Origin of the sequence: Curtobacterium sp. MCLR17_058 (genome assembly GCF_003234705.2) — a bacterium.
In the GTDB taxonomy this organism is placed as follows: Bacteria; Actinomycetota; Actinomycetes; order Actinomycetales; family Microbacteriaceae; genus Curtobacterium; species Curtobacterium flaccumfaciens.
Genome location: NZ_CP126262.1, coordinates 2,957,625 through 2,970,411, shown reverse-complemented (window position 1 = coordinate 2,970,411; position 12,787 = coordinate 2,957,625). Strand labels below are relative to the sequence as shown.

Annotated in this window: 11 protein-coding genes and 1 tRNA gene; 3 read left to right on the top strand and 9 right to left on the bottom strand. The window is 71.0% G+C overall.

From position 1 onward, the window contains the following. Positions 1-51 precede the first annotated feature (51 nt). Together DEJ11_RS14005 and DEJ11_RS14000 are read left to right on the top strand one after the other, a co-directional pair. Positions 52-124: transfer RNA gene (locus tag DEJ11_RS14005), tRNA-Arg, on the top strand. 145 nt (positions 125-269) lie between these two features. Beyond that, positions 270-1,211, top strand: coding sequence for a helix-turn-helix transcriptional regulator (locus DEJ11_RS14000; protein WP_146250080.1), 942 nt, complete (start codon positions 270-272; stop codon positions 1,209-1,211). Positions 1,212-1,221: 10 nt separating this feature from the next. Here DEJ11_RS14000 and DEJ11_RS13995 read toward each other — a convergent pair whose 3' ends face one another. From DEJ11_RS13995 to DEJ11_RS13975, 5 genes are all read right to left on the bottom strand, one after another. After that, a complete protein-coding gene (locus tag DEJ11_RS13995) occupies positions 1,222-1,851 on the bottom strand; it encodes a TetR/AcrR family transcriptional regulator (protein ID WP_071406472.1) in 630 nt (209 codons plus the stop codon). Positions 1,852-1,943: 92 nt separating this feature from the next. Next, positions 1,944-2,624 (bottom strand): gamma subclass chorismate mutase AroQ, encoded by a 681-nt coding sequence (aroQ, locus tag DEJ11_RS13990; protein ID WP_258375493.1) that lies wholly within the window; start codon positions 2,622-2,624, stop codon positions 1,944-1,946. Further along, a complete protein-coding gene (locus DEJ11_RS13985; protein WP_071406470.1) occupies positions 2,621-2,842 on the bottom strand; it encodes a hypothetical protein in 222 nt (73 codons plus the stop codon). The genes aroQ and DEJ11_RS13985 overlap by 4 nt, the downstream gene beginning before the upstream one ends. A gap of 29 nt (positions 2,843-2,871) precedes the next feature. After that, positions 2,872-4,542 (bottom strand): glycoside hydrolase domain-containing protein, encoded by a 1,671-nt coding sequence (locus DEJ11_RS13980; protein ID WP_111104315.1) that lies wholly within the window; start codon positions 4,540-4,542, stop codon positions 2,872-2,874. 172 nt (positions 4,543-4,714) lie between these two features. Next, entirely contained in the window at positions 4,715-6,829 is a 2,115-nt protein-coding gene (locus DEJ11_RS13975) for an acyltransferase family protein (RefSeq protein WP_111104313.1), read from the bottom strand. A gap of 81 nt (positions 6,830-6,910) precedes the next feature. On the opposite strand from DEJ11_RS13975, the gene DEJ11_RS13970 reads away from it, so the two are divergent. Continuing rightward, positions 6,911-7,993: a hypothetical protein gene (locus DEJ11_RS13970; RefSeq protein ID WP_111104311.1), complete on the top strand. Its 1,083-nt coding sequence runs from the start codon at positions 6,911-6,913 to the stop codon at positions 7,991-7,993. Positions 7,994-8,086: 93 nt separating this feature from the next. On the opposite strand, the gene DEJ11_RS13965 is transcribed toward DEJ11_RS13970, so the two are convergent. The 4 genes from DEJ11_RS13965 to DEJ11_RS13950 form a co-directional block, all read right to left on the bottom strand. Then, a complete protein-coding gene (locus DEJ11_RS13965; RefSeq protein WP_110865182.1) occupies positions 8,087-9,208 on the bottom strand; it encodes an alkene reductase in 1,122 nt (373 codons plus the stop codon). A 37-nt stretch (positions 9,209-9,245) separates the two neighbouring features. Continuing rightward, positions 9,246-9,458, bottom strand: a complete 213-nt coding sequence (locus DEJ11_RS13960) for a hypothetical protein (protein WP_027466129.1) — start codon at positions 9,456-9,458, stop codon at positions 9,246-9,248. A gap of 51 nt (positions 9,459-9,509) precedes the next feature. Next, entirely contained in the window at positions 9,510-9,953 is a 444-nt protein-coding gene (locus DEJ11_RS13955) for a MarR family winged helix-turn-helix transcriptional regulator (RefSeq protein ID WP_017888357.1), read from the bottom strand. A 134-nt stretch (positions 9,954-10,087) separates the two neighbouring features. Further along, positions 10,088-12,739 carry an MMPL family transporter gene (locus tag DEJ11_RS13950; RefSeq protein WP_111104309.1) on the bottom strand — a complete coding sequence of 884 codons (2,652 nt, stop codon included), beginning with the start codon at positions 12,737-12,739 and terminating at the stop codon, positions 10,088-10,090. Positions 12,740-12,787 lie beyond the last annotated feature (48 nt).

Sequence of the window (12,787 nt, the reverse complement as noted above, 5' to 3'; positions counted from 1 at the left end):
TTGGCGCCCGGGCCGCACCTGTTGTAGAGTCTTCCACGGCCGCAAGGCCACGCGCTCGTAGCTCAATGGATAGAGCATCTGACTACGGATCAGAAGGTTGGGGGTTCGAGTCCCTTCGAGCGCACAGGCAAGCAGAACGACGAAGGGCCCCGGTGGATTCCACCGGGGCCCTTCGTCGTTGACCGGCAGCGGCGCGTCTTCGCAGGCGTTCCCCGGTCGACGGGGTGACGATGGGGATTCGGTCCGTCCGATCGGAGAACGAGGTGCCTGTGCTGTCCATCGACTTCGCGACCCGTGACGCCGAGGTCGCCGCCACGGCCCTGGGGGCGCTGTACGACCGCCCGGAGATCCGTGACGTCGGCACGCTCTTCCGGTACGAGCAGCACGTGCGCGGCGACGGCGTGATGACCGTCGAACGGCACCACTTCGGCGGCTCGATGGAGACGACCGCCGAGATCGCGGACACGCTGGTGTCGGTCCAGGTGCACAGCGGCGACTTCGCCCCGCGCGGGACGGGTGGGGTGCCGAACGGGTCGTTGCACGGCCTCGGCATGGTCCACAACGACACCCTCGACGTGGACTTCAGCGTCGTCAGCCTGCCGGTGTCGGTCCTGCTGGGGGTCGGGTTGCAGCAGCAGGGCGCGGAGCGAGGGCGGCTCGTCGTCGACGGCCGGGCGCCTCGTCCGGAACTGGCGGACTACTGGGCGAGTGTCATCGGGCACGCGCACGCGGTCACGAGCGATGAGCGGGCCTTCGGGAACGACCTGGTGCGCGCCGAGGTGTTCCGCCACGTCGCCGCAGCGGCCTTCCAGGTGTTCCCGGTGCACATCGAGCCGGACGCGATCGTCCCGACCTCGGCGGCCGCTGGCGGGGTCGTGCGCCGCGCCGTGCAGTACATCGACGACCACCTCACCGAACCGATCTCGGTCCCCGACATCGCCACGGCCGCCCGGGTGTCGTCCCGCGGGCTGCAGTCCGCGTTCCAGCGCGAGCTCGGGGTGAGCCCGGCAGCCTACGTCCGGCGGGTGCGGCTGGCCGAGGCGCACCTCGAGTTGCGGGTGGCGGATCCCGACGCCGGAGCGACGGTCGCGTCCATCGGGTTGCGATGGGGGTTCAGCAACGCGACGCGCTTCTCCGCCGCTTACCGCGAGGCCTACGGGCGGTCGCCGAGCCGGACGCTCCGCGACGAGGTCCCGCGGCAGGGCGACTGAACGACCCGGGTCAGGACCCGGGGGAGTACGGCTGCGCTGCCGCGATGACCTCGGATGCACCGGCGATGCCGAACGACGTGAAGAGCGGTGCCCACAGCGCCTTGAGCTGCGCCACGAGCTCGTCGTCGGTCAGCTGCGTCGAACCGTCCACCATGCCCAGCGTCGTGTTGAGGAGCAGCAGGACGGACGGCTGGACCGCGGCCGCGTCGACGTCCGCCGCCGCGACCCCGGCGCTGACGAGCTCGCCCCGCGTCATCTCGAACCAGTCGAAGCCGCGCGGCACCGGCACGCCGGCCTTGCCGAGTTCGTGCAGGAGCCGGACCGCGCCGCCCGCGACCGAGCCCCGGCGGACGTCCATCCCGGTGGTCAGGAGGAACACCGTCAGCCGCTCGATGCCGGGCTGCGCGGGGAGTGCGTCGAAGAGTGCACGCCAGCGCTGCTGCTGCAGTTCGATGACCGCCGTCGCCAGGTCCTTCTTCGACGGGAACAGGTGGTACCCGATCGCCGACTTCGGCTTCCCCATCGCCTCGGCGACACGGGAGAACGTGGTCGCCTCGTAGCCGAAGGCCGCGAACTGCTGCCCTGCGGCGTCGATGATGGCTCGTCGAGAGGCCTCCATGGCGAGCTGCCGCTGGTTCATCTGGCGCGGTGTCCTTCCTCGCCCGGAGCTGAGCGATCAGTGAACACCACATCTTAGGGCCGCTCATGATGACGGCCCGTCCCCTGCCCGCGTCAGGCGGCGCAGAACGTGTGCCAGGCCACGTCGATCCCCTTCCGGTGCAGCGAGTCGAGTCCGACGTCGAGGTGCTTCCGCTCCGCGTCCACCAGGTGCGCGCACCGGTGGTCCTGGGCGACGGTCTGGGCCTGGCCGAGCGCGGTCACCAGGTCCGTGTCGATGGCGTCGAGCTGGGGGCGGATGGTCGTCAGGTCCGGGGCTGTCGTGGGTGCGGTCCACGGGTTGTGCGTCCAGTGGTTGATGAGGCCGCGCTGGACGACCTTGCTCGCGGCGATCTGTGCGCGGATCACCCGGGTCACCAGGACGGGGTCGACGCCCTGCTGCTCCGCCAGGGTCACCGCTTCGTCGACGACGGCCTGTTCGCGCACCGGGTCGGCGACCGGCTTGCCGCTGAGCCACTTCGACTCCGCCACCGGGTCGGCGAGCTCGAGCCGTCGGAGGATGAGCGTGCCGATGGTGTCGAGCTCCGCCGTCGACGCCGCGGGACGGGAACCGTCGTGGGAGATGGTCATCGTGGAACCCGTCGGTTCGGCGGACGTGGGCAGGGGATCGGCGTTCGCCGCCGAGGTCGGCAGGGCGATGCCCGCCGCGAGCAGCCCGAGGGCCAGGGCCGTCGCGGCGGTCCGGCGGGTGCGGTGCCGGGCGGTGGTCGGGGTGGTGGGGTGTGCGGTGTTCACGGGGTTTCCTTCCCGAACCGGCGCCGGACGCGTCGGGTCAGATCGTCGATGATCGGTTTGATGACCTCGTCGTAGAACGGGTAGACGCCGAAGTGGTCGGCGCCCTCGTCGCAGTAGCAGTCCATCGAGATCGCCTCCTCGAAGTTCGAGAAGACGTAGGTGGCACGGTGCGGGAACACGGCGTGCGGCTCGTCGTCACGCGGGGTCGTGGTGGTCACGGCGGTGCTCGATCCCGGTCGGCAGTCCGTCAGTCGACCAGCCGAGCCGCGGGGACGCCGGGGTCGCGCCCGGAGTCCACCACGGCGTCGATCTCGGTGGACCCGTTGCCCGAACCGACCGTGCGGTTCTGGATCTGGTTGAGCGACCAGTTGCCCGGCAGTGGCTCGAGCTGGTTGCCCGACCAGGCCGGCGACATCCCGGCGACGAACGAGAAGTGCGCGAGTCCGGCGCTGCTCACGGCGGTGCACGTGGCGCGGGAGCCGTAGACGCCCGCCTTGTACAGGTTCCCGCGGTCCCGCAGGCCGGCGGCGACGCCACGGAAGTACGGGACCACGAGCGACTCGTCCTGCGCCGCGGTCGCGTCGAAGTCGGCGGCGAAGTAGACGGTGGTCTGCTTCGGGATCCCGAGCTTCCGGGCCGCGTCGTGGGCGCGGTGGGCGTCGCGGACGCCCTGTTCCTCCGTGAACCACGAGGCAGCGAACCCGCCCTCCTCGAAGATCGGCCACAGCCCGAGCCCGGCGCTCGCCATCACACGGAGTTCGTCGGGGGTGAGGGCCTTGTCGAGCGCTCCGGAACGCTGGTGGTTCGTGAGGTACCGACCGACGCTGGTGGCACCGGACGCCCGGACGGCGGCCGCGCGGGCGTCGTCGAGGCGCACCGCGGTGTCGGCACCGGTCGTGGCGCGGTCCGGGTCGCCCGTGCTCGCCGCCAGGGCTGCCCACGTGCCGGCGTCGCACGTCCCGGTCTGCTCGGCGGGCGGGAACGCCTGGAACTGCTGGAACGCACGGACCACCGCGGCGTCCGCCGCCGAGTAGGCACTGCTGAACACGACGCGCTCGCCGTTCAGCACCAGGAGCGCCTTGACGAGCAGCACCCAGGCGCCGGTGGCCCCGACCCCGACGACGCTCGGGCCCGCGGCACGGAGCGCGGCAGCCGTCCCCGGGCCCCAGGCGCCGTCGACCGTGACGCCCACCGCGACCTGCACCGCGCGGATCGCCGCCGAGTACGTGCTCGTGTCGACGAGTCCGCTCGTGCTGCCGTACGCGCCGCCGGTCGCCTCGGCGTAGGTGCGGTTGAGGTACTGCTGCACCGCGCGCACCGCTCGGGACCCGCCGGAGGCGAGTCGCACGGGGTCGACGGTCAGGAGCGCGCCGAACAGGTGGGCCGACAGCGGGAGCGCGCCGGGCTCGGCACCCAGGTCGGACCGGAGCGCCTGCACGGCCGCGACGGTTGCTGCGTCGTACTCACCGGTGAGCGTGACGGTCGAGGCGCCCTTGCAGACCAGTCCGGCCTGGACCAGCCGGCGCCACGTCGCGGCGTCGTCGCCCGTCTCGGCCCCGACGTCGCCGTGCTGCTCGAGCTTCCGACGGGTCGTCGGCCCGAACGTCGCGACGACGGGGGAGATGCCGAGCAGCGACTGGGTGGCCTGCACGATCCCGAGCACGGTGCCGCTGCCGGTCAGCCCGTCCTCGTCCACGTGCACCCATCCGTGCAGGTGCCCGAAGGTCGTGTTGAGCCAGCGCTGCACGGCCAGCACGCCCGAGTCGGCGGAGCCGGACGAGCCGGAGGAACCGGTCGACCCGGTGGAGCCGGCCGCGCCGGAGGGGGTGGCAGCGTCGGCCGGGGCCGCGAGTGCGGTCGTGACGAGCGGGACGGTGGCGGTGATGCCGATGAGCGCAGTTCGGCGCGAGATGTGCACGGGGGTGCCCCTTCAGTTGCCTCGAGCGTCCGCTGGCCGTCGATCGCGCTGTGCGATGCTGATGGCCGCGGCATGGTCCGAGCAACTTCGTCCCTCAACTTGGGACGGTCCTGCAATTCGGCAGACGATCGTCTGATGAAGCGCTCAGTCCGCCCGTTCCGGGGCGTCCGGCTCAGCGCGCGAAGGCCGCCAACCGGTCCTGCAGCGCACGCTCCAGGTACGGCTCGAGCGATGAGGCCCACGTCGCCGTGATGTGCGTGCTGTCCCGGTAGACCAGGACGCCCCCGACGACCGCCGGGCACGTGGTGTCGGTGCAGTAGTAGCGGCTCAGGTCGATCGAGGCTGCCTTGCCCCCGGCCGCCCGGAACGCGGCGACGGCCTCGACCGACGAGTCCGTCAGGCCGAGTGCTTCGGCGCGCGACCGGTCGCAGGCGTCCGTCGTCGGCCCGGACATCGTGCTCAGGCAGGCGACGACGTCGGGGCGGGGCACCGGGTTGTCACGGACCGCGATGACGGGCAGCTCGTCACCGGCGGCCTGCTCCCACGCGTCGACCAGGCCGTTGCGGGTGGCCTTGTCGCGGGCCGTTCCGGGCGGCAGGCTGACCGGCATCTGCGTGGTGGAGTGGGTGACGACCAAGGCGTCGGCGTCGCGGTGCTCGCGGACGTAGTCGATGGCGGCGTGCTTCCACGAGTTGCAGCCCCGCATCGACGAGGGGCTCAATGAGTCCTGCTGCGCGGTGGTGAGGTAACACCCGCCGGCGCCGGCCAGGTCGATCCGCCAGCCGTTGTCGTCGGCGATCTTCTCGTACGCACCGATCAGTGCGTTGCTGTGCGAGTCGCCGATGACGATGAGGTGCTTCGACCAGCCGGTGGCCTTGCCGAGGACGCAGGGCCGGAACGTGCCGCTCCAGCACTCGGCGCGGTTGTCGTCGTCGTCCTTGGCCACGGCCGGAGCGGGCACACGGACGTCGGCGAGCTCGGGGTCGACGCAGGGGTCCGCGAACCCGATGCGCGCGGCGGCACCGAAGCAGGACTCGTCGTCGTCCTCCTGCTCCGCGGTGACCTGCTTCGTGACCGTGGTCGCGTTGACCTCCTGCACGTAGACGGCGGTCAGGGTGGCTGCCCCGAGCGTCACGACGGTGAAGCTGCAGATGACGGCGAGCGAGACGACGCCGCGGGGATGCAGGTCCCGCAGCCACGTCGAGAACCGGACGGGTTCCTCGAACCAGACGGTCGTCGCGGTGGCCAGACCGATCGCGACGAGCAGCACCGCCGAGCTCGTCGCCCAGTCGAGCGGACGGCCGAGCATGATCGGCAGGATGACGACGAGGGGCCAGTGCCAGAGGTAGAGCGCGTACGAGATCCGACCGAAGAAGGCGACCGGCCGCAGCGCACCGACGTCCTCGAACTCGGTCCCCGCACCGAACAGCAGCACCAGTGCCGCACCGGCGACCGGCAGCAGCGCCGCGATCCCGGGGAACGCCGTCTCCGGGGTGATCACGACGAGGGACAGTGCGAGGGCCACGACGCCGATGCCGGTGGCGACCAGGCGGACCCGTCGGGCGACCTCGGTGCGGACCTCGGGCAGGTGCACGGTGGCGACGAGACCGCCGAGTGCGAACTCCCACGCGCGGGTGCCGGTGGAGAAGTAGGCGACGCCGGGGTCGGTGGCGGTCTGCACGATGCTCCACACGAGGGACAGCACGACGACGCTGCCGAGCAGCAGCCGCGCGGTCGCCAGCGGCGTGAACCGACGGCGTGCGAGTGCCCCGACGCCGAGCAGCAGGAGCGGCAGGAGGATGTAGAACTGCTCCTCGACCGACAGTGACCAGAAGTGCTGGAACGGTGACGGGGCGTCGGCCGACGCCAGGTAGTCGACGGCGTTCGCCGCGAGCTCCCAGTTCTGCAGGTACACCGTCGAGGCGATCAGCTCACGCCCGTACTGCCCCCACAGCGCGCTCGGCACGGCGACGAGCACCGCGATGCCCGTGACGACGATGGTGAGGAACGCGGCCGGCAGCAGGCGTTTGGCCCGGCGCGACCAGAACCGTCCGAGCCGGATCGTGCCCGTCGCGAGCTGTTCCCGCAGCAGCAGCCCGGTGATCAGGAACCCGGAGATCACGAAGAAGACGTCGACGCCGACGAACCCGCCGTGCAGGGCGCCCGGCCACAGGTGGTAGACGACGACCGCGAGGACGGCGAACGCGCGGAGGCCCTGGATGTCCCACCGCGTGGTGTCGCGCGCTCGGTGCGCGGGGCCCCGCTCGCCCGGCGTTGCTGTACTCACTGCGTCGATCCTAGGAGACGTGGACGGCTCCGCCGGGCGTTCTCGACGCGGACGCTACGATCCTTCTCCAGAGGGGGGCCGATGGATCTGCGCTGGTTGACCGCGTCCGACGACGAGTTCGCGGCGGAGGCGGCGCGACGACCGCGGATGCGCCGCCCGCGACAGGCTCCGCGGTGGTGGAACGCGCTGCTCCTGGCGATCGAGGTCCCGCTCGCGTGGCTCGCGTCCGCGCTCGTGGTCTGGGGCACCGGGCTCGTCCACAACGGTGCGGGTGTCGGCGACGTCGTCCACTGGGTGGCCTGGTTCGTGGTGCTCGTCGCCGGTGTGGTCGGGCTCGTCGTGCTCCTGGTCCGGGGCGAACGACCTCGGACCCTGCGTCCGGACGAGGTTCGGGCGGTGCTGACGGGGGAGGCCAGTGGGTACCCGGCGCGTCCGGTCCGTCCGAAGCCGCTCGACTCGATGATCACCCCGCGCTACTCCGGCATCCGCGTCCACCCCCGGTTCGGCGCCGCCCCCGTGCACGTCGACGGCGTCCCGGACGTCGAGTTCGGCTGCGTCCTGCGGCGCTGGATGGTCTCGCGGGACTGGACGTACCTGACCGTCCGGCTGCCCGGCACGTTGCCGCACCTGCTCCTCGACGCCACGGCGAACGACGGTCGTCGCAGCGACCTGCCGGTGGTGCTCCGCCACCGGCAGCGGATGTCCCTGGAGGGCGACTTCGACCGGCACTTCCGGGTGTGGGCGCCGGAGGACTACGGCCGGGACGCGCTGTACGTCCTCACCCCTGACGTGATGGCGGCGCTCGTCGACCACGCGGCCGGCTGGAACGTCGAGATGGTCGACGACCGGCTGGTCTTCTCGGCGCCGGGGACCGCGGACTGGTCGCGCCCTGCGCCGTGGATGCAGGTCGAGGCAGTCCTGGGCGAGGTCGTGCCCCGTGTGGTGCGCGCCGCCTCCCGGTACCAGGACGACCGTTCGTTGCTCGAGGACGGGCACGCCGACGCGATCGCCGCCGCGGGGCGTCGCCTGGTGCTCCGCGACCGGCGGAAGAGCCGTCTGCGAGCGACGTGGGCGGGGGCCGTGTGGATGGGCGTCGTCTGCGTGTCCTACAGCGGACCGTTGGCCGTCGCGGTGGTCGGTTCGCTCTCGGTCCTCGACCACTGACCGTCGGCGCACGCCTGCGACGTGGCCCCGGTACGGAGGGGAGGCCCGTGGCGGTGTCGCCACGGGCCTCCCGTTTCTCAGGTGGTGCGTCGACTACGCGACGGTCGCGCGCGCCTCGGCCAGCGACGGGTAGTCGGTGTAGCCCTCGGCGGTCGCGCCGTAGAAGAGCTCCGGACGCGGCTCGTTGAGCTCGGCGTCGTGCTCCCAGCGGTGCGCGAGGTCCGGGTTGGCGATCGCGGCGCGGCCCACGGCGACGGCGTCGGCGTGGTCGCCGTCGACGATCGCGATGGCCTCGTCGCGCGTGGTGAGCGACGAGAAGCCCGAGTTCACGATGAACGGCGCGCCCGCGGTACGGCGGACGTGCTGCACCAGGTCACCGGTGGGCTCGGCGTGCAGGACGTCGACGAAGGCGAGGCCCAGCGGCGCGAGGCCCTCGGCGACGGCGGTGTAGGTGGCGCGGACGTCGGCGGCGTCGTCCTCGATGACGCCCTGGATCCCGTGCTCGGGCGACAGGCGGATGCCGGTGCGGTCGGCGCCGATGGCCTCGGCGATGGCGGTGGTGACCTCGATCGCGAAGCGTGCGCGGTTCTCGGGGGAGCCGCCGTACTGGTCGGTGCGGGTGTTCGACACCGGCGACATGAACTCGTGCACCAGGTAGCCGTTGGCACCGTGGACCTCGACCCCGTCGAGTCCGGCGGCGATCGCGTTGCGGGCAGCCTGCACGAAGCCCTGCACGGCCTCCTGCACCTCGGCGGTGGTCAGCTCGTGCGGGACGGGCATGTCGGCCTTCGAGCCGTCGGCCAGGTGCGTCTGCCCGGGGGCGGCGATGGCGGACGGGGCGACGATGCGCGGGGTCTGCGAGATGTCGGTGTGCGAGACGCGGCCACCGTGCATGAGCTGCATGACGATGGTGCCGCCGGCGGCGTGCACGGCGTCGGTCACGCGGCGCCAGCCGGCGATCTGGTCGTCGGTCTCGATGCCGGGCTGCCCGGGGTAGGAGCGGCCCTCCTGCACGGGCCAGGTGCCCTCGGTGATGATCATGCCGAGCCCGGCGCGCTGCCGGTAGTGCTCGACGAGCAGGTCGTTCGGGACGCCGTGCTCGCCGGCGCGGGTGCGCGTGAGCGGGGCCATGACGACGCGGTTCGACAGGGACAGGGCGCCGATGGAGGCGGGTTCGAAGAGCTTCACGTCAGGGCGAACGACGAGTTGTCCCATGCAATTCCGCCTCGGAGCACTTCTTCAGGCAGTGCGGTCAGTCGCGCGGGCACACCAGCGTCGACGAGCGCACCTGGCCCTCGGGCCGGATCACCTGGTGCTGCGAGAGGGGCTTGCCGCACAGGGGGCAGCCCCGGTCGATCGTCCGGTCGTCGATGCCCTCGGGGCGACCGGCGCCGATCTGCGAGGGGCCCATCTTGTTGATGAGCGTCGTGTTCCACCGTTCGTACCACTGGCCGAAGCGTCCCACGGTGCATCCTTTCGTTCGTGCACGAACCATTATGGCACTGATGGCCGCGGATCACACCTGGTCGACGCGCTCCAGCAGCTCGGTCAGCTCGTCCTTCAGGGACTCGAGTCGGGCGAGTGGCCACCCGAGCCGGTCGGCGACGGCGAGCGGCACCGCCTGTGCTCGGTCGCGCAGGGCGTGCCCGGCGGTCGTCAGGGACACCTCGAGCTGGCGTTCGTCGGCGGCGCTGCGGGTGCGGCGGACGTAGCCGGAGGCTTCGAGTCGCTTGAGCAGCGGGCTCAGCGTGGCGGAGTCGAGTCGCAGCTCCCCGGCGATCTCGCGCACCGACCGCGGGTCCCGCTCCCACAGGGCGAGCATCACGAGGTACTGCGGGTGGGTCAGGCCCATCGGTTCGAGCAGGTCGCGGTACAGCCCGATGACGCTGCGGCTCGTCGCCGCGAGTGCGAAGCAGAGCTGCCGGTCGAGCGCGAGCGGGTCCGGTGCGGTCTGGGTCATGCCCTCAGGGTACTTCGTTCGTGCACGAAGTGGTGTGGTCGCGACTCGGGGCGGTGGGCGCAACGGCCTGGAGGCCCGGTGCCGGTCTCGTGGACCGGCACCGGGCCTCCAGGGTGGTTGCGCTGGTGCGTCGACTACGCGCGGTGCGCGGGCGGGTGGCCCGAGTCGTGCGCGTTCGCGTCCGGCTCCACGGGGAGCGCGTGGGTGCCGGTGTGCGTGTCCTCGTGGCCGGCGACCGGGTGGGTGCGCTCGAGCTTCGCGCCCTCCACGTCGACGTCCGGCACGATGCGGTCGAGCCACTTCGGGAACCACCAGGCGCTCTTGCCGAGCAGGTGCATCGCCGACGGGATGAGCAGCATGCGGACGACGAAGGCGTCGATCAGCACACCGAACGCCAGCCCGAAGCCGATCGGCTTGATGGTGGACGAGTCCGAGAAGATGAAGCCAGCGAACACCGAGATCATGATGATCGCCGCCGCCGTGACCACCGCGCGACCCGCGTGCAGACCGCGCTGGACGGCCACCTTCGCGCTCGCGCCGTGGGCGTAGGCCTCACGCATGCCGGACACCAGGAACAGCTGGTAGTCCATCGCCAGACCGAACAGGATGCCGATCTCGATGATGGGCAGGAAGCTCAGGATCGGTGCCGGGTCGTGCACACCGAAGACCGAGCCGAGCCAGCCGAACTGGTAGATCGTGGTCAGACCACCGAACGACGCCAGCACGGACAGGATGAACCCGGCGGTGGCGGTGATCGGCACGAGGAACGACCGGAACACGATGATCAGGATGATCAGCGACAGCCCGACGACCACCACGAGGTAGAGCGGCAGCACGTTCGACAGCTTCTCGGACACGTCGATGTTCGCCGACGCGTTGCCCGCGACGCCGAGGGTGACCTTGCCGTCGTCGGTGGAGACGGTCTGCTCGCGCAGGTCCTTCACGACGTTCTCGGTGGAGACGCTGTCCGGGCCGCCGGCGGGCTTCACCTGGAACGCGACGATGTCGCGGTCCTTCGAGGCGCCGATGGGCAGCACGGCCTGCACATCGTCGTTCTTCGCGATCGCCTGGCCGATCGTGACCTCGGTCGCGGTGACGTCGCTCTTGCTGATCGACTCCGGCAGGGTCGCCACGACGAGCAGCGGGCCGTTCTGCCCGGCGCCGAACTCCTTCTCGAGCGTCTTGTAGGCCTTGTACTGACTCGACTCGACGGCCTCCGATGAACCGCTCGGCAGGCCGAGGCGCATCTGGGTCGCGGGCAGGGCGATGGTGCCGAGCACCGCGACGCCGAGGACCAGCGTGATGACCGCGCGCCAGCTCGACATCGGCTTGTTCGGGATCCGCGTGGAGTCGGTGTTGCCGATCTTCGCGCGCTCCTTCTTCCGCAGGATCCGCATGCCGATGAGCGACAGCAGGGCCGGGGTGAAGGACGTCGCGATGAGGATCGCGAAGAGCACCGCGACCGCGCCGACCGTGCCCATCAGGCCGAGGAACGGGATGCCGGTGATGTTCAGCGCGAGCAGCGCGACGATGACCGTCGCACCGGCGAACACCACGGCGTTGCCCGAGGTGCCGTTCGCGAGCCCGATCGACTCGTGCACCTGCATGCCCTGCTTCAGCTGGGTCCGGTGCCGGTTCAGGATGAACAGCGAGTAGTCGATGCCGACCGCCAGGCCCAGCATCACCCCCAGGACCGGCGTGACCGAGATGAACTCGACGACGCTCGAGAACGACAGGGCGGTGAGCGAGGCGACGCCGACGCCGAGCACGGCGCTGACGAGCGGGACCGCGGCGCCGATGACCGTGCGGAGCATCAGGAGCAGCACGATCGCGGCGATGATGACACCGCCGATCTCACCCGGGCCGAGGATCGACGGCACACCCTGTGCGATGTCGTTCGAGACGTACACGTTGACGCCCTGGATGTCGGCCGACTCGGCGTCGTCCGCGATGGCGGTCTTCGTGTCCGCGGGGACCTCGTAGGTCGACGTCGTGAACTGCACGGTGCCGATCGCGGCGCTGCCGTTGTCCGACACGAAGCGGATGTCCTTCGACAGGTCGAGCAGGTCCGAGCCCTGTTCGAGCTCCTGCTCGTTGTCGTCGAGCTTCTGCTTGTTCGTGTCGATCGTCTTCTGGGCGTCGGCGATCTGCTGCTCACCGGCGTCGATCTGGGCCTGCTGGGCGTCGATCTGCGCCTGCGCCTGCTGGAGCTGGGCGGCCGCTGCCTGCGCCTGTGCGGCGGGGACGGCTGCGCCACCGGCTGCCTGCGCCTGGGCCTTCTGCGCGTCGAGCTGCGCCTGGGCGTCCTCGATCTTCTGCTTGCCGGACTCGAGCTGCGCCTTCTGGGCGTCGAGCTGGTCCTGGCCGGTCTCGATCTTCGCGCGACCGGACTCGATCTGGTCACGGCCGTCGACGATCTTCTGCCGCTGGTCGTCGAGCTGCTGCTGGGTGTCGAAGCCGCTCGTCGTGCCCTTGACCCCGTCGAGCTTCTCGAGGCTGGTCAGGAAGTCGTCGATCTCGGACTGCTGCGACGACGAGAACGCCTTGCCGTCCTTCGTCTCGAAGACGATCGTGCCGTTGCCGCCGTTCGCCGACGGGAACTTGTCGGCGAGCTGGTCCTGCACCTGACTGGTCTTGGTGTTCGGGATCGTGATCGACGACGAGATGGTGCCGGCGAAGAGCGTGTACGTGACGCCCGCCACGGCCATGATCACGACCCAGGTGATGATCACGAGCCAGTGGCGTCGTGCGGAGAACCGTCCGAGACGGTAGAGGAGACCGGCCATGCGGTTGCCTGCGGTCCTTTCGTGTCAGGTGCTGGTGGTGCGGGGTGC